This window comes from Enterobacter mori LMG 25706 (assembly GCF_000211415.1).
Taxonomy (GTDB): Bacteria; Pseudomonadota; Gammaproteobacteria; order Enterobacterales; family Enterobacteriaceae; genus Enterobacter; species Enterobacter mori.
This window is the reverse complement of the sequence record NZ_GL890780.1, coordinates 49,874-70,643: the sequence shown is the minus strand read 5'-3', so window position 1 is coordinate 70,643 and position 20,770 is coordinate 49,874. Positions and strand designations below refer to the sequence as shown.

Annotated in this window: 22 protein-coding genes and 1 pseudogene; 9 read left to right on the top strand and 14 right to left on the bottom strand. The window is 50.8% G+C overall.

The window, feature by feature from the left end:
* Position 1: 1 nt before the first annotated feature.
* On the top strand, positions 2-427 hold the full coding sequence (gene arsC, locus ENTMO_RS0118495; RefSeq protein ID WP_010434233.1) for a glutaredoxin-dependent arsenate reductase: 426 nt from the start codon (positions 2-4) through the stop codon (positions 425-427).
* Between the two features lie 303 nt (positions 428-730).
* Here arsC and ENTMO_RS0118490 read toward each other — a convergent pair whose 3' ends face one another.
* The 3 genes from ENTMO_RS0118490 to ENTMO_RS0118480 all read right to left on the bottom strand — a co-directional run bounded on the left by ENTMO_RS0118490 (position 731) and on the right by ENTMO_RS0118480 (position 2,413).
* Positions 731-1,135, bottom strand: a complete 405-nt coding sequence (locus ENTMO_RS0118490; protein ID WP_024274587.1) for an H-NS family histone-like protein — start codon at positions 1,133-1,135, stop codon at positions 731-733.
* Positions 1,136-1,698: 563 nt separating this feature from the next.
* Positions 1,699-1,926, bottom strand: a complete 228-nt coding sequence (locus ENTMO_RS0118485; protein ID WP_010434226.1) for a hypothetical protein — start codon at positions 1,924-1,926, stop codon at positions 1,699-1,701.
* A 268-nt stretch (positions 1,927-2,194) separates the two neighbouring features.
* Positions 2,195-2,413: a cold shock domain-containing protein gene (locus ENTMO_RS0118480; RefSeq protein WP_012543040.1), complete on the bottom strand. Its 219-nt coding sequence runs from the start codon at positions 2,411-2,413 to the stop codon at positions 2,195-2,197.
* A gap of 278 nt (positions 2,414-2,691) precedes the next feature.
* On the opposite strand from ENTMO_RS0118480, the pseudogene cspF reads away from it, so the two are divergent.
* From cspF to ENTMO_RS0118475, 3 genes and pseudogenes are all read left to right on the top strand, one after another.
* Positions 2,692-2,904 (top strand): annotated as a pseudogene (cspF, locus tag ENTMO_RS25475) (cold shock-like protein CspF).
* A gap of 75 nt (positions 2,905-2,979) precedes the next feature.
* A complete protein-coding gene (locus ENTMO_RS26730) occupies positions 2,980-3,150 on the top strand; it encodes a YnfU family zinc-binding protein (RefSeq protein ID WP_305955329.1) in 171 nt (56 codons plus the stop codon).
* Between the two features lie 155 nt (positions 3,151-3,305).
* On the top strand, positions 3,306-11,888 hold the full coding sequence (locus tag ENTMO_RS0118475) for a GH36-type glycosyl hydrolase domain-containing protein (protein ID WP_010434221.1): 8,583 nt from the start codon (positions 3,306-3,308) through the stop codon (positions 11,886-11,888).
* A 19-nt stretch (positions 11,889-11,907) separates the two neighbouring features.
* Here the strand turns inward: ENTMO_RS0118475 and ENTMO_RS0118470 are convergent, their stop codons facing one another.
* A complete protein-coding gene (locus ENTMO_RS0118470; protein WP_004132711.1) occupies positions 11,908-12,141 on the bottom strand; it encodes a hypothetical protein in 234 nt (77 codons plus the stop codon).
* Positions 12,142-12,234: 93 nt separating this feature from the next.
* Between ENTMO_RS0118470 and ENTMO_RS26975 the strand changes: the two genes are divergently transcribed.
* The 5 genes from ENTMO_RS26975 (at position 12,235) to ENTMO_RS0118445 (ending at position 16,156) form a co-directional block, all read left to right on the top strand.
* The gene (locus tag ENTMO_RS26975; RefSeq protein WP_350308983.1) at positions 12,235-12,471 is read left to right on the top strand and encodes a YnfU family zinc-binding protein; all 237 of its coding nucleotides are present in this window, start codon (positions 12,235-12,237) and stop codon (positions 12,469-12,471) included.
* A 79-nt stretch (positions 12,472-12,550) separates the two neighbouring features.
* Positions 12,551-12,823 carry a hypothetical protein gene (locus ENTMO_RS26345; protein WP_016247220.1) on the top strand — a complete coding sequence of 91 codons (273 nt, stop codon included), beginning with the start codon at positions 12,551-12,553 and terminating at the stop codon, positions 12,821-12,823.
* Positions 12,824-13,025: 202 nt separating this feature from the next.
* Positions 13,026-13,934, top strand: a complete 909-nt coding sequence (gene lpxP, locus ENTMO_RS0118455; protein WP_010434205.1) for a kdo(2)-lipid IV(A) palmitoleoyltransferase — start codon at positions 13,026-13,028, stop codon at positions 13,932-13,934.
* Between the two features lie 773 nt (positions 13,935-14,707).
* Complete coding sequence (locus ENTMO_RS0118450) at positions 14,708-15,697, top strand: glycosyltransferase (protein WP_010434201.1); 990 nt, start codon at positions 14,708-14,710, stop codon at positions 15,695-15,697.
* 3 nt (positions 15,698-15,700) lie between these two features.
* The gene (locus ENTMO_RS0118445) at positions 15,701-16,156 is read left to right on the top strand and encodes a hypothetical protein (protein WP_226859238.1); all 456 of its coding nucleotides are present in this window, start codon (positions 15,701-15,703) and stop codon (positions 16,154-16,156) included.
* Positions 16,157-16,235: 79 nt separating this feature from the next.
* Here the strand turns inward: ENTMO_RS0118445 and ENTMO_RS0118440 are convergent, their stop codons facing one another.
* The 10 genes from ENTMO_RS0118440 to ENTMO_RS0118395 all read right to left on the bottom strand — a co-directional run bounded on the left by ENTMO_RS0118440 (position 16,236) and on the right by ENTMO_RS0118395 (position 20,661).
* On the bottom strand, positions 16,236-16,610 hold the full coding sequence (locus ENTMO_RS0118440; protein WP_010434197.1) for a TA system toxin CbtA family protein: 375 nt from the start codon (positions 16,608-16,610) through the stop codon (positions 16,236-16,238).
* Positions 16,611-16,659: 49 nt separating this feature from the next.
* Positions 16,660-17,019 carry a type IV toxin-antitoxin system YeeU family antitoxin gene (locus ENTMO_RS0118435; RefSeq protein ID WP_010434195.1) on the bottom strand — a complete coding sequence of 120 codons (360 nt, stop codon included), beginning with the start codon at positions 17,017-17,019 and terminating at the stop codon, positions 16,660-16,662.
* A 22-nt stretch (positions 17,020-17,041) separates the two neighbouring features.
* Positions 17,042-17,263, bottom strand: a complete 222-nt coding sequence (locus ENTMO_RS0118430; RefSeq protein WP_010434193.1) for a DUF987 domain-containing protein — start codon at positions 17,261-17,263, stop codon at positions 17,042-17,044.
* Positions 17,264-17,276: 13 nt separating this feature from the next.
* On the bottom strand, positions 17,277-17,759 hold the full coding sequence (radC, locus tag ENTMO_RS0118425) for a RadC family protein (RefSeq protein ID WP_010434190.1): 483 nt from the start codon (positions 17,757-17,759) through the stop codon (positions 17,277-17,279).
* Complete coding sequence (locus tag ENTMO_RS0118420; protein ID WP_010434188.1) at positions 17,756-17,989, bottom strand: hypothetical protein; 234 nt, start codon at positions 17,987-17,989, stop codon at positions 17,756-17,758. Before ENTMO_RS0118420 ends, radC begins: the two co-directional genes overlap by 4 nt.
* 10 nt (positions 17,990-17,999) lie before the next feature.
* On the bottom strand, positions 18,000-18,479 hold the full coding sequence (locus ENTMO_RS0118415) for an antirestriction protein (protein WP_010434186.1): 480 nt from the start codon (positions 18,477-18,479) through the stop codon (positions 18,000-18,002).
* A gap of 78 nt (positions 18,480-18,557) precedes the next feature.
* A complete protein-coding gene (locus tag ENTMO_RS0118410) occupies positions 18,558-19,379 on the bottom strand; it encodes a DUF932 domain-containing protein (RefSeq protein WP_010434183.1) in 822 nt (273 codons plus the stop codon).
* A gap of 110 nt (positions 19,380-19,489) precedes the next feature.
* Positions 19,490-19,702 carry a hypothetical protein gene (locus tag ENTMO_RS0118405; RefSeq protein WP_010434180.1) on the bottom strand — a complete coding sequence of 71 codons (213 nt, stop codon included), beginning with the start codon at positions 19,700-19,702 and terminating at the stop codon, positions 19,490-19,492.
* 80 nt (positions 19,703-19,782) lie between these two features.
* The gene (locus ENTMO_RS0118400) at positions 19,783-20,142 is read right to left on the bottom strand and encodes a hypothetical protein (RefSeq protein ID WP_010434179.1); all 360 of its coding nucleotides are present in this window, start codon (positions 20,140-20,142) and stop codon (positions 19,783-19,785) included.
* A 54-nt stretch (positions 20,143-20,196) separates the two neighbouring features.
* The gene (locus ENTMO_RS0118395; RefSeq protein WP_010434178.1) at positions 20,197-20,661 is read right to left on the bottom strand and encodes a hypothetical protein; all 465 of its coding nucleotides are present in this window, start codon (positions 20,659-20,661) and stop codon (positions 20,197-20,199) included.
* Positions 20,662-20,770 lie beyond the last annotated feature (109 nt).

Below are 20,770 nucleotides of genomic sequence, written 5' to 3'. Positions count from 1 at the left end.
TATGAGCAATATTACCATCTATCACAACCCGGCCTGTGGCACCTCACGTAACACGCTGGAGATGATCCGCAACAGCGGCAACGAACCGACAATAATTTATTATCTCGATACTCCCCCGACCCGTGATGAGCTTATTAAACTTATTTCAGATATGGGGATTACAGTGCGCGCCTTGCTGCGTAAAAACGCTGAACCTTATGAACGCCTGGGTCTTGATGAAGAGAAATTTAGTGATGAGCAGTTGATTGATTTCATGCTTCAAGATCCAATCCTGATTAATCGGCCGGTAGTCGTTACGCCGCTCGGTACTCGTCTTTGCCGCCGTTCGGAAATAGTGCTGGATATTCTTCCGGAAGGTCAGAAAGGAGCGTTTACCAAAGAGGATGGCGAGAAGGTCATTGACGAAACGGGAAAGCGGGTTAGGTAATCTGTCCACTTCAAGATATCGGACGCCTGTTTAATCTACGAGGGCGTCCGCTTGCCGTTCACTAAAGACCTCCAGCCTACTAACCCCGTCCGCATTATGCTATGAGAGGAAATACTGTGGTGTTGGCTGCATTACAACTGCGTAATGTCACCATTAATACCTTCTTTACCCAGTTTATAGCGCAACATAATCTCTTCATGAAACACCTTGTTGAAGCCGGTTACGAACCAGATGCTTCTCGACGATCCTCTAAGGATGGTTGTGGGCTATCCGTAAAAAGAGCCGGGTATGCCCGGCTCTTTTTTAGCTGATTTCGAAATCTTTTAATTCCCCACCTTCAGCAATCAGATTTGAGATCCGCTTCGGCATTCGCCCCTGACCTGACCATGTTTTTGACTCTCCAGTTTCGTCAGTATATCGATACTTCGCGGGGCGGGGGGAGCGCGTCCTTTTAGCCTTACCCGGAGAGCCAATAGCAGCTAAAAGTTCGGAGGGGTCGATACCCTCATCAAGCATCATCTGACGAAGTGTTTCCAGTTTATCGCGGCGCTGACTTTCATTTGCAAGACGTAATGTCTCTTCTTCTCGTCGTTCTATAAGAATAATTTTAAACTTTTCCAGAACATCTTCCAGTACATCTAATGACATTTCACGAGTCTGAGAACGTAAGGTACGGATATTGTTTAACTGTGTAAGAGCATCTGACATAAAGAGACCTTTTAAAGTTTTTTCGTTGTTCAGCAAATACCAATGTCGACGGTTGCTCATCAACCCGATTTTTCTTACTGAGCATTTTAATCCGATTGGTACATATTGTTATTAACGAGGTTTAGACTACTTATATAAATCTCTTATCGCAAGACAAAATTAAGAAGAATGTGCAAGAACTAAATTACAACTCCTACGAAATGTCCATGCATTTTTGAAGGTACTTAAAACTATGATGCCAGGAGTTATCCGGAGAGCCTTTTTATACCCTCATAACTTATTGCTTCAGTCACACCTGATGAGATTTAAAATGAGGAGAGGCAGCGCCGCCACTTAGCAAGGTTTTTCACAAATGGCAAGATGGCACGCAGGGGGGAGACACCTGCATTTTGTCAGAGGGTAGCGAATTACTCTCTCTTTATAGAGGCGTTTCTAAAAAAGTGTAATGTAAAAAAAAGCCTGCTGTTAGCAGGCCATAAATGCTTTTAACTCATTTTTTGTTCGATTCTGATAAATAGGGTAAGCATGCAATTAAACGTGGAGCAGAGAGCATGACAAAAATTCTATAAATATTTCCTGGCCGCATCAAGTATCTCCTGTGACGTTAACTCCCTGTCAGTAGCCACGTAAACAATACCATGATCGCCAGTTAAGGAAGGAAAACCTGCAGACATAATCCGAAGATGTGTTTCTTCACCGTTTGGATATTCCTGCCTGATAGAGGATATACCTTCCAGAACGGTCATGACTTTACAGGATTCAGCATTAAAGAAAACAAGGACTTTAATCATATTCTATTACCCTGTTCTCTCATGGATATTAACTGGCAGATGCCATTAAGGTCAAAGCCATTACGCACTTCTTATTTAACATGTGGTTAGCTTGTGCTTTTAGACTTTTTATGCAGTAGTACTGCACTTCATCACATCGCTTAGCATACTCATAATTTTGAAAAATATGCTGATCAGATATTAAAAATAAACGACTTTCATCTGATTTAAGTTATTTATCTGTCTACTCAGGAATAATCCTTCATCGTTATCGCAGACCCACAATGATTTATTTATCGCAAAGTGTTACGTTTGCAGCAGCAGGACCCTTGTCTCCGCGGTGAATGGCGAATTCAACTTTCTGACCTTCAAATAAAGTTTTAAAGTTGTCGCCATTAAGTGCAGACAAATGGACAAAGATATCTTTGCTGCCATCAAGAGGAGAGATGAAGCCAAAACCTTTGTCTTCGTTAAACCATTTAACCAGGCCCATAATTCTCGAGGTCATACTGACTCCGTTATACATGATTGTATTGATAGTAAACGTATAAGATTAAACGTATGGACTCAAAAGAGGGGATATCAACGATAGCACCTGGTAATGAGAACTGCCCGGAAAATTTCTAACTTTCATTAGTACATCGAACTGATGGGATTCATTAAGGCACAGGGAATCGATATAAGCAAATTATCTTTTAGCCGTCCAGAGGTCCTGTAGGGAAAATAAAAGTGGCTGAATGCCATTTTCAATGTATAGTCTTTAAGTGTTTTCAATAAGGAATTGACTTGTCCCATAAAATGACAGGAATTGTCAAAAGCTTTGATATTCTTAGTGGTAAAGGCCTCATCATCCCATCTGATGGACGAAAAGACGTTCTGCTTCACATTTCAGCCGTTAACTCTCGCTAATCAGAATTACGCATCCCTGGAAGCCGCATAGAGTTTTGCCGGATAAACGGTCTCAGGGGGCCTGTGGCTGCGAACATTTATCTTTCCTGATTTTCAGTATGTCAAAATAGATAGATTAAAACTTAACCACATGTGGTACGGTGAAGCTCATTCATTGAAAGGTTAATGGTTATGTCTGTTATCAATTACGCAATGAAATTCTTCAGCAGTGCGTCTACTGCCACTGCTGCCTGTCCTGTTTGTGGCTTAAAATCAGTACAACCGTTGTCAAAAATCCGGCTCAACCAAACCATGCTTTGCCCCGGATGTAAGGCTCTGTTTATCTCCCGACGCTAGCTCGACCAAAATCGCAGAACAGAGCTCATGTCCTATACTTATGTTAGATTCCGGCAGCTGTTAAATCCCTGATGCCTGACGCCCATCCTGAGAGAACGTTTCTGAACTGATTTCGCAACTGCTCCTGCGCGCTAACGTCGCATCAGAGCAATGCTATGAAAATGATCCCCAGAGCGTGGTTTAACCGCTCCCGTATTCTGATTAATGCTGCCGAAAACATAACGTTTTCGGCGAACGATCCTGCCGGTGAAAGCTCGCCGCGGTCAGAACTCTTTTCGACCGTCCAGATGGAACGCTACGGCCAGAAGCTGGCGCGGACTCATAAAGTATCACCGGATAGGCATCCTTATTATCTTCTGAAACGGCTTGGCGACAATGAGGCCGTCATTACCCAAAACTGCTATGAGCTTAACGCGGGTAAAAAGACCAGTATCATGCCCGCCGGTGAATGGCTGCTGGACAATTATTATCTGATTGAGGAACAAATCCGCACTGTCCGCCAGCATCTGCCGAAAAGCTTTGGCAAAGGTCTTCCGTCGCTGGTATCGCCGTTGAATTGCCCACGAATTTATCATATTGCATCAGAGGCCATTGCTCACGGCGATGGCCGCTGGGATGCCGCCAGCCTGACCAGCTATCTCACTGCCTATCAACAGGTGACGCCGCTGACGCTGGGTGAAGTCTGGGCGTTACCGGGAATGCTGCGCCTTGCGCTGATTGAAAATCTTCGTCGTATCAGTATGGAAGTGATAAAAGCGCAGCAGGACAGAAACCTTGCTGATACGTGGATAACAAGGATTGTCGAATGTGCAGAGAGGGCGCCTGGTGATTTAATCATGGTGGTTGCCGATATGGCGCGCTCCCGACCTCCGTTAACCAGTGCGTTTGTCGCAGAGCTGGTGCGGCGCCTGCAGGGGCATGGCAACGCGCTGTCGTTACCTCTGACCTGGGTTGATCAGTGCCTTCGGGAACAGGGGATCACCACTGATGTTCTCATACATAGTTTCAATCAGCAGCTTGCCGCCAGCCAGCTGTCCGTCAGTAACAGCATCGCGGGCCTGCGTTTATTGAGTGAAACGGACTGGGCTGATTTCGCCGAAACGATAAGCGTTGTCGAACAGGCATTACGCAATGATCCTGCCGGCATCTATCCCCGGATGCATTTCAATACCCGGGATCATTACCGGCACGTAGTTGAGGTTCTGGCCAGAGACAGCGGTCTCAGCGAGCCTGAGGTTGCTGAGAAGGCGCTGGCGTTTTCAGAGGAAAAAGCGCCTGATACACCGGAACATCATGTTGGTTATTATCTTGCGGGCGAAGGTCGACAGGCGCTGGATATTCATCTCCTGGCAGACGCCTCAAGGCTCATACGCTTGCGGCACAGTTTCAACAGAATAACCCTGCTGTCATGGCTTGGAAGCCTGGCGTTGCTGACAACCGCAGCGACCGCAGCAATATTGCACGAAACCGCCATGCAGGGCGCAGACTGGCTATTGATCGCGGTGATATTACCTCTGATTATCGCATTAACTCAGTTAATGAGCGATTTGCTCAGTGATGCAACCACCCGTTTTCGCGTTCCTCGACCCTTGCCGGGGATGGATTTTTCAGCCGGTATTCCCGCTGACAGTGCCACCATGTTAGTCATTCCCTGCATGTTGACCAGCCACGAAAGTTTCAGCCAGCTCCTCACCAGTCTTGAAGTCTGCTGGTTGGGGAATGAAAACGAAAATCTCAGGTTCGCGCTGCTCACTGATTTTGCTGATTCTGAAAATGAACCCTCGCCGGAAAGTCACGCGCTGCTCAGACAGGCTATCGCCGATACGCAGGCGCTTAATCGCCGCTACCCCTCCGGCCGACCACGTTTTTATCTGTTACATCGCCAGCCTGAATGGAACCCCTCGGAAGGCGCGTGGATGGGCTATGAACGCAAGCGGGGAAAACTGGCGTTACTGAACAGCTGGTTGCGCCATCCCGGAACGCAATTCGTCAGCGTTGCAGAGATGCCTGCCCACCTTTTACCGGGTCACATAAAATACGTCATTACCCTGGACAGCGATACGGTGCTCCCGCGCGATACGGCACACAAACTCGTCGCGACGATGGCGCATCCGCTGAATACGCCTGAGTATGATCCGGTACGCCAGAGGGTTGTCAAAGGATTCGGTATTTTACAGCCCGGTCTTGCGGAGGAGATACCACGCAACGGTCAGGGGCGTTACGCAGCCCTGCGCAGCAGCGTACCGGGCAATAACCCTTATTCGATGATGTCTTCGGATATTTATCAGGATCTCTTTGGGGAAGGCTCGTTTGTGGGCAAAGGGATTTACGATGTTGATATTTTTATGCAGGCCACTACCAACATCTGCCCGGAAAATCTGGTACTCAGCCACGATCTGCTTGAAGGATGCTATGCACGTTCGGGTCTGCTGAGCGAGGTGTTACTGTACGAACAGTACCCTAATAATTATCTGTCGGATGTTGCACGACGTTCACGCTGGATCCGGGGTGACTGGCAACTGCTTAACTGGCTAAAACCACGCGTCAGAAAAGCCGATGGAACCCGGGTCAGGAATCCGCTGACCGCGCTTTCTTACTGGAAATTACTCGATAATCTACGTCGCAGTCTGGTCGCCCCCTCCTTACTGATATTGCTGTTCTTCACTCTGCTTTGGGTACCCAATCCGGTTTACTGGCTGGGTATACTGTTGCTGATATGGTTGTTGCCAGCCATCCTCGGCATTAGCCACGACCTTCTGCATAAACCTCTGCGTCGCCGCGTGAAGCCGCATCTGTTACTGGTGGGGGCGGGCGCGCTAAAGCGTCTGTCAGGGATCAGCCTTAATTTTGCGATACTGCCGCACGAAGCCGGATATTCGCTGAAAGCGATCGCCGTGACGCTATGGCGACTGGGGATAAGCAGGCGTCACCTCAGCCAGTGGGTCAGCCACAGCCAGGACAGCAGTCAGGCCAGACCCACTGTTGCACGTTTTTATCAGGCGATGTGGCTGAACGCTGCCGGTGGCGTGGCGCTGACAATACTGACCGGACAATTTGCCCCACAGCTGCTGGGGATTGCGTTACCGATCGGTTTGGTATGGTGTGTGGCACCGCTGCTGATGAGCTGGCTGAGTCGCCAGCCCGTGCGAAAGGTTTTTTCGCCTAATCAGGAACAAAAACAGCTGTTACGCCAGACAAGCCGTGAAATCTGGGCTTTTTTTGAAACATTTGCCACAGCAAAAGAGAACTGGCTTCCGCCTGATAATTATCAGGAAATACCACAACCGACGGTGGCACACCGAACTTCTCCTACCAATATTGGTCTTTCACTTATGGCTAACCTGACGGCATGGGACTTTGGCTACCTGCCTGGCGGAGAGGTGCTCCGGCGCGTGTCGCTCACGCTCGACACGATGGATAAAATGGAGCACTACCGGGGCCATCTCTACAACTGGTATGACACCCGTACGCTGGTCCCCCTCAGTCCACGCTATATCTCCAGCGTCGACAGCGGCAATATGGCCGGGCATTTATTGACCCTGCGTGCAGGCCTGTCCGCCATGCGTCATCAGCCTGTTTTAAGCAACCAACAGATACTGGCAGGACTGAACGATACGCTGGATATTCTGGAAAAACAGTGGGGTAAGAACCCACCTGACAGCCTGAGACTGCTGCGCAAGCATTGCCTGAACGCGGTGTCGCTCTCTCCGCAGGCGCTTTTCAGCGAACTGAAAAGCATGCGCACCCAGTGCAACCATCTGACCAGCGCATGTCATCAGGGATCTCCTCTTCAGATGCGCTGGGCTGGACATCTGGAGCATCAACTGGTTCAGCTTTGCCATGAGTGGTCTCTGTTGCTTGGCTGGTTGCCTGCATCCTGGAATGAACAGATGCTGCCGACGCTGAGCGAGCTTGCCCGTCCGACATTAACCGGTACAGGAACGCCTCCGGCGTCAGTGGCGGAGCAGGCCCGAATGCGACTCAATATTATCACCGAGCTGGAACAGCGGCTGGATGAGCATGCCCGGATGGATTTCGCCTTTCTGTACAGTGAAGCAACCAGTCTGCTCAGCGTCGGTTATAACTGTGACACCAATATGCCTGACAAGAGCCACTACGATCTCCTGCCGTCTGAAATCCGCCTGACCAGTTTTCTTGCCATTGCGACTAATCAGCTGCCTCTTAAAAGCTGGTACGCGCTGGGTCGATTGTTTACCACGATTGATAATGAAACTGCCCTGATGTCATGGAGCGGATCCATGTTTGAATATCTGATGCCGAATCTGGTGATGCCCACCTGGCCCGGCAGCCTGCTCGATGAAATGAGTCAGTCGGCGGTTATGCGCCAGATTCACTGGGGGAAAGAACGCGGGGTACCATGGGGTGTTTCAGAGTCTGGCTATCATGCTTTTGATGTTCAGCATAATTATCAGTATCAGGCATTTGGCGTACCGGGGCTCGGTCTGCGCAGGGGACTTGCCGATGACATGGTTGTCGCTCCTTACGCCACGCTGCTGGCGCTGATGGTTTCCCCGCAGAAAGCCTGTGAGAACCTGTTCAGGCTGCAAAAAAATGGTGCATGCGGAGAATACGGTTTTTATGAAGCGCTGGACTATACCCCCTCACGTCTTGCAACCGGTCAGCTCTATGCGGTGGTACAGTCCTGGATGGCGCATCACCAGGGTATGGCATTTCAGGCGCTGGCTCATGTGCTGCTTGATGCCCCCATGACTGAACGCTTTATGTCCAGTACGGTATTCCGGTCAGCGAGTCTGCTGTTACAGGAGCGCGTGCCGGATGCGGTCGATCTGTACAGTCCGCGCCGTCATTTTGAATCTCATGAGGGCATGGTCAAACCCGTTCGCTATGAACCCCGTATTTTCTATAGCGTGGATACCCCCGCCCCGGATATTCAACTCCTGTCCAACGGCCATTATCATCTGATGTTGACCGCGGGCGGCGGCGGTTACAGTCGCTGGAATGATATTGCACTAACGCGCTGGCGCAGTGATACCACCCGTGATAACTGGGGAGCATTCTGCTACATCCGCGATACCCAGACGGGAGATGTGTGGAGCAATACCTGGCAACCAACAGGCTACACCAGCGGACAAGACGAGGAAGTGTTGTTCACCGATGCGGGGGCAGAATTCAGACGCAGCTTAGGGGGACTCAGCGTCAAAACTCAGGTGGTGATCTCTCCGGAGGATGATGTTGAATTGCGACGGCTCACACTGATTCATCGTGGTCGCAAGCCTCGCTCTCTGGAGCTGACAACCTATGCTGAAGTGGTACTGGCACCTGATGCCAGCGATCTGGCACACCCGGCATTCAGCAATTTGTTTATTCAGACTGAGCTGGCTCCTGAGCGTGACGCTATTCTTTGCCACCGGCGCCCGCGCTCACCGGATGAACCGGGCCCTTGCCTGTTTCACATGATGGTGGTGCACGGCGATAACCGACATAACGTGTCGTTTGAAACGGACAGGGCAAGGTTTATTGGACGTGGCAGAAACCCTGCGAATGCCCAGGCAATAGAGACGGGAGGGATGCTAGGCAACACGTCGGGCTCGGTGCTGGATCCGATACTGGCAATTCGCAACGCCATTATTCTGCAGCCGGGGCAGCCGGTTACGATTGATATCATTTATGGCATCAGCGAGACCCGTCAGCAGAGCCTGGCGTTGCTGGAGAAATATCGCGATTACCCTATCGCCGATCGCGTCTTTGAACTGGCCTGGTCTCACAGTCTGGTGGTATTGCGCCAGATGAACGCCAGTGAAGATGATGCCACGTTGTTCAATAGTCTCGCCAGCGCTGTGCTTTACCCTGTCCAGGAGCTGCGCGCCGAAGGCCAGGCGATCGGCCGCAACCGGCGTGGCCAGTCCGGACTGTGGGGCTGGGCAATTTCAGGGGATCTGCCGATAGTGCTGCTGACTATAACCAGCGAGGAAAGTATCACCTCAGTGACCACACTGATTCAGGCACACCGTTACTGGAGACAGAAAGGGCTGGATGTTGATTTAGTTATCCTGAATAACAGCCCCGGCGGCTACCAGCAGGGATTACAAAATCAGATTATGGAGTTAATTTATGCCGGGTCTGAAGCCAGTCTGCTGGATAAAAAGGGCGGGCTTTTTGGCCGCAACGGTGAGCATCTCTCCGCTGAGGATAAGTTGCTTTTGATGAGCGTGGCCTGTCTTTATCTTGATGACCGCGCAGGGGGTATTAATGAGCAGCTTAACCAGCGTATTCATACCCTGAAATCGCCGGCAAGGGCATTCATTCCGCGTGCTGTGCGCGAGCGTAATCAACATACGGACTGGAGCCCTGATACCAGTCAGTTATGCCATTTCAATGGGTACGGTGGATTTTCTCAGGATGGGCGGGAGTATCAGATCGTCCTTCGGGAAAATGCGCTTACACCGGCTCCCTGGTCGAACATACTGGCAAATTCTCGTTTTGGCAGTGTGATCTCAGAGGCAGGGCAGGCCTATACCTGGTATGAGAATGCCCATGAATACCGGTTGACGCCGTGGGAGAACGATCCGGTGAGCGATCGCAGCGGCGAGGCATTTTACCTGCGCGATGAAGAGAGCGGGGAGTGCTGGTCGCCGACGGCTTTACCTGTTCGCGGACACGGTGATTACCTGACCCGCCATGGTTTTGGCTACAGCGTTTTTGCCCATCGTGAGAGTGGTATAGACAGCGAGTTGACGGTCCTGGTTGCTGAAGAAGATCCGGTTAAACTGGTGCTACTGACGCTCAGTAACTCTTCGGGACGGACACGTCAACTTTCCGTCACAGGCTATGTAGAGTGGACGCTCGGAGAAACACGAACGCGCTCAGCCCCTCACATTGTGACACATGTGGCCAGAACGCCCGGCGGCTGCGGGATACTTGCGAATAACTTTTATGGTGATAATGGTGGCGGCCGAACTGCATTTTTTGCCGTCAGCGGTAATGACTGTTCTCTGACAGGGGACCGCCGGGAGTTTATTGGCCGTAATGGTTCCCTTCACGCCCCTTCGGCTATGAAACTGCAAAAGCTTTCTGGTAAGACGGGGGCCGGTCTGGATCCCTGCGGAGCGGTGCAATCGGCGGTTACATTAATTGACGGGGACCAGAGGACGTTTATTTTTATCCTCGGCGCAGAGGAGAATGATGTCTGTGCTCAGGAGACGCTGGCCCGCTACATGAACGAGGATACGGTCCGCCAGGAGCTGAACCGGATTCATAATCACTGGCACAATGTTCTCGATAAAATCGTAGTTAACACCCCCGACACGTCCGTAAATTTACTGGTTAATGGCTGGCTGTTGTATCAGACGGTCGCCTGCCGTCTTATGGCCCGGAGTGGCTACTATCAGTCTGGCGGTGCATTTGGTTTTCGCGATCAGCTGCAGGATACGCTGGCTCTGAGCCACGCTGCTCCGGACCGGATGCGTGAACAGATAATACTCTGTGCATCACGGCAGTTTATCGAGGGGGATGTGCAGCACGGGTGGCACCCGCCACACGGCAACGGTGTGCGTACCCGCTGTTCCGATGACTATCTTTGGCTGCCGCTTGCTGTTTGCCACTATGTTGAAACGACGGGGGATATGGATGCACTGGAAATACGCATTCCTTATCTGGAGGGACGCTCGCTTCAGCCTGGTGAAGAGTCTGTCTATGACACGCCGGTCATCAGCGGCACCGAAGAGACACTCTGGTTACACTGCGTCAAAGCTATTCACTATGGACTTCGCTTCGGGGAGCATGGCCTGCCGCTGATGGGGGCTGGTGACTGGAATGACGGGATGAACCGGGTGGGTATCGAAGGCAAAGGTGAAAGCGTCTGGCTGGGCTTCTTCCTGTACGACATTTTGCAGCGGTTTGCAGCGCTGGCGGAGCGCAGGCTGGATGAAAGCGTCGCCGCGATGTGCCGTTCACAGGCTCTGCGCCTGCAAAGTAATCTCGAAGCCCACGCCTGGGATGGGGAATGGTACCGGCGCGGGTATTTTGACGATGGTACTCCCCTGGGATCGAAAACCTCACAGGACTGCCGGATTGATGCGATTGCGCAGAGCTGGTCTGTATTGTCCGGCGCCGCGAGCCCGGGACGGTGCGCAAAGGCCATGCAGGCGCTGGATAAGCACCTTGTGGATAACGAAGGAGGGCTGATCAAACTGTTAACGCCTCCTTTCGACGGACACGGTCCAAATCCGGGCTACATACAGGGGTACCTGCCCGGCGTGCGGGAAAACGGAGGGCAGTATACGCATGGCGCCATCTGGGCAGTGATGGCCTTTGCCCGAATGGGGAATGCCGGACGAGCCTGGCAACTCTGGTCAATGCTCAACCCTATAAATCATACCCTGAATGCGGACTCTGTCGGGATTTATAAAGCTGAGCCTTATGTCATGAGTGCTGATGTCTACAGCGTCGCTCCCCATACCGGACGTGCAGGGTGGAGCTGGTATACCGGTTCCGCAGGCTGGGCCTGGCGTTTACTTACCGAGGAATTACTGGGGATAAAACGTTCCGGCACTGACTTTAGTGTTCATGCCAGGTTACCGGATGAGTGGTCGTCTTTTTCTATGGCATATCAATATGGTGAAAGCCATTATCAGATTAGTGTTTCACGCGGCGATGCAGAATATTGCGTGACGCTGGATGGTGTTCTCCTCCCTGATGACAGAATACCGCTGAAGGATGATGGACAAAACCATACGGTTGAGATCATTCAGAACTGACACTGATCCCGGAGGTGCATTAACGTCTGCCGTTAATGCGCTGATTATCCCTGAGAACATCAATCGCAGTCTGCATGGCGATTTTGTCATCCCGCCTTTTTTGTTTGTCCTGCATGACCTGAAGGTATTCCAGCAAGGTGCGGGTATTAATCGGTCGGCCCTGTTTACCCACAGCCAGCACGGCTTCGCCAAGAATAATTTTCACAGGCGGTAGTTGTGCCGGATACCAGTCAAGGGTGTCTTCTGATTTCATCTTAAATTTCTCACGGAAGGGTAGTGTATCATAAATAAGACGTTCAATTTTCAATATCTGATATCCTGATTCAGACACAACTTAACATAACTTATGCCAGTTATTTTTATATTAAAGCGTATAATAATTACTGTGTTCCTCAGAGAATTATTTATGTCTTATACAAATGGGCTCAGGTATTTTAAAGAAAGACCGGTTCATGTTGCCTGCCCGGTATGTGCACACAGAGCCGATCAGAAAGCAGGTAAACTAAGAAAAGATGCGGTTCTTGAGTGCCCTGCCTGCGGACTGTTGTTCAGACCTTCAGAATGCTGGTGTATCGGCGGCTGATCAGCTTCTGCCACTTAAGGTCAGTGATGTCGGAAAATGACAACATTCCTCCTGTACTGCTGTTGTCGAGGGTATGATAATGAAATCTAAAAAATCTGTTTTTATTGAAGGGCATATCATGTCGAACAGCTGTCACGGACAGCCTGGCCAACCTTTCTGTATTCACCGGGTCAGGTTTAGTAATGGTAAATATGCGATTATTCGGGTGGCATCCGGGATATGTTTCAAACCAGGCGAAATTATTCAACGAAACGATTGTGAGTGGTTTTATAAACTTACCAAAATTCGGCTTCTTTCTTTTGAGTACCTTGATGATGATGAATCAAGAAGACAATTCCTTGAGTATCAATGATAAAACCATGGATTTATAACAGAATAAATTTTCTGGCTTACAATTCACCCTTGGCTCTTTAAATTATTCACCAGTCATTGGGAAATATTTTTTCCTGAATTTAGATGAATTTAAATTATCTAAAACAAAATGTATCGCTAAAGACGAATTGCCTCATTGTTTTCCTTTTGCGTTATAACCTTCATTAGCATTAAGGAAATTTATGGCACAGACTTTTACTCATAATTTACTTCATCCTCGCCACTGGCTTACCTGGTCTGGTTTGGGTCTGCTGTGGCTTCTCGTTCAACTTCCTTACCCGATTTTACATATTGTGGGCTCTGGCCTTGGAAAAATTTCCAGACCCTTTCTGAAACGCCGGGAACGGATTGCGATTAGAAATATCGAACTGTGCTTTCCCGAGATGACACCGTTTGCCCGGAGCCAGATGGTCAATAAAAACTTTGTTTCTCTCGGGCTGGGACTGATGGAAACAGGAATGGCCTGGTTCTGGAGCGATGCGAGAGTCAAAAAATGGTTTGATGTCGAAGGGCTTGAAAACCTGACCGGTGCGACAAGAGGAGTAATGGTCGTCGGGATTCATTTTATGTCCCTTGAGTTGTGTGGAAGAGTAATGGGGTTATGCCATCCTATGATGGCAACGTATCGCCCACACAATGATCCATTAATGGAATGGGTACAGACAAAAGGGCGTATGCGTTCAAATAAGGCTATGATTAATCGACGTAATTTATCAGGTTTTGTTCATGCGCTAAAAGCAGGTGAAGCCGTTTGGTTTGCACCAGACCAGGATTATGGGTCTAAAGGAAGCGTTTTTGCACCTTTTTTCTCGGTAAAAAAAGCAGCCACGACGAACGGAACGTATGCTCTGTCAAAACTCGCTGGTGCACACTTGATCACACTTAGCATGATTCGACGTAGCGATAAAAAAGGTTATCACATGTATATCAGCAATCCGTTGTCAGGCTATCCAGGGGAAGACAAGATCGCCGCAGCGGCTTATATGAACAAGATCATCGAGCGTGAAATTCTCCGTGCTCCTGAGCAATACCTGTGGATGCATCGCAGGTTCAAAACGCGTCCTGAAGGCGAAGTCTCTTTATACAAATGAACAACTCTTCTTGTCATGAGCCAGAATCTATCTTTCTTGCCACTGCGTATTTGTAAAAAATGGGACAGGGGATTATTCGATCGGCTTCATGTTAACGATGGCGTAACTGACAACCAAGGTTAATCAATTGAACCTGCTCGGATTTGAAGGTCCGCTTCTCGCTTATAGCTGCCATTCAAAGCGATAATAATTTTTGTATATTTTCTCTTCCACATGATGTCAGTTATCGGGAATGGTTTGACTATCCAGCAGGCATAGCATCCTTTACAGCTCGACAAACCGAACGCTCCGATAGGGTATGCAGGCACACGGATGGCGTGTAAAGCAGAGTGAAAAAGATGATCGATTAAACCGATCGATTTTATAAAATTGATCTGCAAAATGAATTATCCGGCACGCTAGTGCCTGTGCTAAATTCCCAACAATTCATTTAACGTATTGTTTATTAATTTATTTCCTGTCTTCTGGTGGGCGCCCTTCTTTTGTCCTGCGGGCACGGCATGGGAATGCGACAGCAGGTGATGGAATGAAAAGATGTGCCAGATGTAACAAGAAAAGAAGCATTCTGGACCGGATATTCGGGCTTGATAAAGAATTTTGCGATGGCTGTCTGATGGTGGTTAACCAGGAAATCAGAGAAAAACGAGTGGTGTCCACACCAGCACGAAAATCACCGGGACGCTCTTCCTGACAATGTTTCTTACCCGGAAGGTTATTGCCTCTGATGGGGTAACAACTCTGAAGCTTCCCTCTGTTTACATTCCCTTTGATCAATGAAAACCAACATCGATATCAGCGTCATCATTCCTGCCTTCAATGCAGTTGACAGCATCGGGGCTCTGGTCCATACACTGCTTGGCGAAACAACGCTCAGTACTGAAATCATTGTTGTGGATGACGGTTCAACCGACGAAACATGGACGCTACTCAGCGCCATTACAGATGAACGGCTTATTCTCATTCGTCAGGAAAATCAGGGCGTGTATGCTGCCCGTAATGCTGCACTGGCGATTCACCGTGGTGAATGGGGGGTGTTCCTGGATGCGGATGACCGGGTTGCGGCAGATTTTCTGCAGGAGCGGCTGCACACAGCCCGCGAAGCACAGGCCGATGTCGTCCTTTTCAATGCCCGGCATACAGACAGCGCCGGACATCTGCGGCATACCGTTCACCGCAGACAGCCTTACGGTCAGACGCTGACGGGTCAGCAGTGGATACGCCATTGCGTCAGTCAGAGGGAATGGCCGCATTATCTGTGGCTGCAGATAATCCGTTCAGCGTATATTCGCGAGCATGACCTGCGATTCCAGGAAGGGAAAAGCCACAAGGACATTCTCTGGACGATACAGCTTGCCGCCGCAGATGGCCGATTTTATTTCTCTGACAGACAGGATTACCTGTGGGTTAATAACCCGGCGTCAATTACCCACCGCCCGGATTATTACGATATCCGCGCGTTCAGCTATTGCGACGTGATTGCAGATATTCTGGCACTCAGTACACAGACGCAGTACCGATCTGTCAGACGAGCGCTGGTCAGGCATGCGCTGGTGGAAAGCCGTCATTTTCTGGGCCTGTACCGGCGCAGGGTGAATGACCGGCAGGCGGTCCGGGCGCGTTTTCGTGTGCGGATAGCCTTTCGCCATCTGGTACCAGGCGTGAGCAACCTGAGCGATGTCTTTTTCCTCCTGAAGCTGGTTCGCAATATTTATCTGCCTGGTGTCCGCAATACTCCCGCAGCCGTTTCGCAGTTGCGGCGTTAATCCATGGATATCTCAACGCTTCTGGCACGGTCGTGGCAAACTGCGACAAAGGGTGATGGCTCAGTTCGCTCTGCCAGGGATATCGTCGAACGCTGGTATGACAAAGGCGGTGACCTCACCCGACGGACCCGGCGATTTATGCTGCGGGAATGCCTGTGGATAGCCGTACATTACCGGGATACCGAAGCGGTACTCACGCGACAGTTCCGGCTGCTGACCGTGTTACTGTATCTGGGCGGTTGTTTTCCGAAAGGGAATGCCGGTGGTATGCTCCCAGAGAAATGTTTCATTTTACTGAACGCCCCGGAATTAAGCTCTCTCCTGGCAGACGATACGGCCCCTGATGTTCTGGTGGCGTCCTGCCGCACCCTCTTCTACTGCAGACAGATATCTCCGATAAGGTGTTACCGCCATACCAGCTGTCTGAGCGAACATCTGTTTGAACTAATGGAGATCTGATAAAAGCGCCAGTCTTTGTACTGGCACCTGAGGGGCTGATCGCTGACGGTGTCGTCGTCAACGATGAGGGCTAACGTCATTATTTCCCTCCGCTGAATCTGCCACCTGTGATGTCAGTAACGGTTTTATATCCCTTGCGGGTCATCAGCCCGGTAGCCTTCCGGGCTCGGAGAATATCAAGGCTGCCGATAAAAGGAGACTGCTCTTTCACGCTGAAGCCGTGACGGTCAGTACGCACCAGGTCGTACTTTTCCACGATAAAATTCACAGCGTCATACAGTGAGATTCCCGCATCAATGTGTTTCTGGATCACACTGTCGTTGCCAAACGGTGTGTCGTTGAGGGTAAGGCCGTAGTGTTGCTCCAGCAGATACTCCAGTAATTTTTGCCAGATTTCGACTGACGACAGACGTGACGACGCCGCCCTTTGAAGGAACAGGGAATGTATTTGCATGGTTTGCGCTCTTTGTTGGCTAGTTTGACTAAGGAAAAGCGTCCGGGGTTTATTCGGTTGTTACAGACGCCGGATAAATTACGATGTACAAATAACCGCAGGAGCCGAGTGTATCGGCCTCACATATCAGCCCTTTTACGTGGAGCGTGATGCAGCGCTGAATGCGGGGCGTGAGTTCGCTGCTGGCCAGCATAAGCTCCATCTGCTTCATCAGTACCGGAAATACCTGGTCCAGATGGCGTAAATCTGCGTCATTAAATGTCCCGGCAATGCTGGCGCGGTCAGCAAGGTAATGCAGGTGGTTACCCTCCTGTACCAGCCGTGCACCAAAACACGGCGTGATGTTGCGTCTGAGGCCCCACCAGGGTTCCGTGGGGTTATGGTTGATTACACGGGTTGCTTTCTTCATGTAAGTACTCCTTAACGGTAAGTCAGTTCAGGACGACGCTGCGCAGGATCACATACGGACCATTGCGGTCCTGTCGGCGTTCAGCAAACACGGCCAGCACACCCCAGATATCCTGCACTTCCCTGCCGTGGTAATGGCAGATACTGCCGGACCACTTATATTTCCCGGTACAGAAACGAAACAGCCGGGACTCAGAATGCTGGCGGTATATCGCCATTGCCTGACGTTTGCTGATGATTTTCATCGTAATTCTCTCCCTAAAGCCAGCCACGCTCGGCAAACGAGACGATGTTCATGCCTCCCACGACCAGGTGGTCCAGCAGGCAGATATCCACGAGTTTAAGTGCCTGTTTCAGATGGTCAGTGAGCAGTCGGTCGGCATGGCCGGGTTCCGCATAACCTGAAGGATGATTGTGTGAAAGTACGATGGCAGCCGCATTGTGTTTCAGTGCTGCCTTTATCACTTCACGGGGATGTACCTGCGTATGGTTGATGGTGCCGGTGAAGAGCGTTTCATGAGCAATAAGACGATGCTGGTTATCAAGGAAGAGCGCCATGAAGACTTCACGCTCCAGCGTGATGAGTTGCAGACGGAGCCAGTCACGGACCGCCTGGCAGGAGGTGAATGCCTCGCCGGGTTCGCGTAACTGGCGTTCCAGCAGGGTCAGTGCGCGTCTGATGGTGCGCTGTGCGGTGGGAGATATTTCCCCGCTGTCGGGGAGACACGTGGTGGTATTCATTTGCTTTTCCTGTCGGTTGACGCGTCGGGCGCAGATGTGTTGTACAGTTTCACGGCAACGACGAACCCGTCGTGCAGGGATTCAAACCATGACCAGATATGGAAGAGAGGGGTACCTGTCGGGAAATGCAGGAAGGGTTCGTCGGTCACAAGGTCACCGTCCTCATCCCCGACCGTTGTTTTCCCCAGCGCATCCCACAGGTCATTAAGGTGAGACAGTTCATAGGGCATGGCGGAACGCTCAGTCGATAATGCGCATGATGGCGCTGCATTCCGGGTGATGCAGCGCATAGTCACGCAGGCGCCAGTAATGCTCCGTCATGGCATCGCATTCTGTGCGGCATGCATGATGACTGTAAGCGATAAGACAGACCGCAATCCCTGCAGCTTCGGCGCTCATGTCTGCGGCGTTGCCATTCATGGTGTTGAACAGCGACCAGAAGGCATCGTTGTCCGTTTCCGGAGCCATGAAGGCCCCGCCGTTGCTGAGAGTATAAAAATTCCAGATACCGCCGCTGTAGTCAGCGCAGAACCGGTCTATCCACGCAAAGACCTGCGGTTCAAGGGTTATCCACTGCGGGATGTTGCCAAAGTGCTGCGGCCAGAATTCCACACGCTGTTCGTCCGGTACGGACGTGGCTGCCAGAGCAGGTGCAGAAACGTTATCGCCAGCCTGCAGAGGTCGCTGATGGTTATCGTTAATATTAATAATGTCGGTCATGTTAATTTTCCTTATGCATGGAGATGTTGAATGGAAGTGTCGGGCCGGGGATTGATTTCGGTGGCGGGGCGCGGGTGATTACCTGTCCAACAGGTTCAGCATGTTCTCCGCCATCACCCAGAGCGCACGGTTTAACTTAACGTCTCCATCAATCCCGTTTACTGCGCGGGTGTGGGTACGTTTACCCTGCGCGGTACGGCCACTTAGCCCGCCTTTCAGCAGGTTTTCCTGAATGCGCTGGTAAGTGGTCCACAGGTCATCGCTCTCGTCCTGCCAGCGGCGGGGTGCAAGAATTTGCGCTTCGGTTACTGGCTGGTACTCTTCCCCAAAACGGTATGTCAGCGCCGCTGTAGCCAGTGCATGTTGTGCGGGTGACGGGAGTTGCAGGGACTGCATGGCGTCACGTTTCTCTTCCACCCGGTCAAAGACGCTGAGAACCTCATAGGCCCCCTCAATCACCTTCCCGACAACGTCGCCCCTGTGTGGCACGCGGATCTCGCCAAACGACTGTCCGCAAACGAGCGAATTGGTGCAGACGCTTCGGAATATTCCCGGCAGTAACTGAAAACTTGATGCGCCATCGTGCGAATTCAGAATGATGATTTCCGGTACCTGCTGACCGTTTATCTGACCGGCACGACGCAGGCGCAGCATATGCTTTGTATGTTCCCGTCGGCTCTGGTCGCGCACTCGTGACTGACAGGCAAAGAATGGCTGGAACCCTTCACGTTTAAGGTTATCCAGCAGGCTAATGGTGGGTATGTAGGTGTACTTTTCGCTTCTGGAGTCGTGCTTGTCTTCCCCGAAGACGCTGGGGACATGCTGCATCAGTTCTTCGTGGGTTAAGGGACGGTCACGGCGAATCTGGTTCACCCGACCAAAACGGCTGGCTAATCGCATAGTTGATTCCTCATCTGATTAATCTGAAGGCATAAAAGCAAAAGCCCCTGCTCCGTGAGGAGGCAGGGGCAGATATGTTGTTCACTGTGGGAGGGATATGGCGGGCAGGACTACAGCGTATCCAGAATCTTCAGTATCTGCGCCATCAGGGCGGTGATAAGTGCAGTGACCAGCAACGTGACCGCTTCCCGGGCTGTATCAATACTGCTGTCATCGTAGCCTGCCTGACGCAGGCGAATTTCAATAAACTGCCGGGCCTGATGCCCGCCGCACCAGGTCAGTGCCTGGCTCAGGGCCGTCACCAGCATTTTCAGAAAGGTCATAGGGTTTGCTCCGGACTGCCTGGCGGCAGCCCTCTGGTGGAGTGAAGATTTATTTGAGGAAGCTGATACAGGAAAGTGGCTCAGTGGTAGGTGTAACGCCATCCCCCCTTGTCAGTGGTGACGACGACTTCTGAAGCAACGCAGTTATTATAAAAATTTACTTTGACGGACTCCCCGTAGCGCAAGGAGGCGGGCAGAATAGTTTCCTTATTGCTGGAATATAGGTACTTCTGGTTATCAATACGACAGTTACCCCGGTTCACATCTATCTTTTCAACTTTGATACTATCATCCAGCGAGGTGACCACGACCGTGACATAGCGTGTTCCGGCAGGATGAACCTGATTACTGGTCTCCACTTTGATGGTCGGCGCTGGCTCTGCCAGCGTATGAGCTGAGAGTGCAAGCAGTGCGGGTACCAGCATATGTTTAAATTTCATAATCTGTTCCTTTTTAAAATAACGTAATCAACAGGCGTCAAACTCAGATGCAGGCTAGAGTGCATCTTTACCCACGCAGCCGTGGGTCCCGAATACCGGCAATACCTTTGCTGCCCCAGCCAGCGTGAATGTGGCATCCTTAACACCGTCTCCGGTTACTGAGACCTGTTTGCCATTACGTAGCTGAGCCCAGGCCAGCGCCAGGTTATTACCGCCCACTCGACTGCCAGATTCGCTGATGTCGATGGGGGCTCCACCGTCGATACTGACCTGAAGGCTTTTATCTTCATCCATACTGACCTGATGCCCGCTGGCGTCAGTGAATATGATCGTGGCCGGTTGCGAGCCGTAATCCTCACAGGTCAGAGACAGTTGCGATTGACTTTCCCCATTGATAACAAACTCTGATATTCCCTGGCCCCAGCCCCGGGTCCAGGTGGTTTGATTACCGAAGGCCATTGCCACTGCCGGTACCAGCGCACAGGTCAGTAGTAAAGGGTGAATCATTTTTCTGTTCATTTTTGTGCACCTCTGGTTTTCGTAAAACGCTACCCGGAATGGGTATCTGCATGATTTTTAGTAGAAGACAGACAGTCATAAGCATCCCGTTGGGATTTTATAGCTGCAA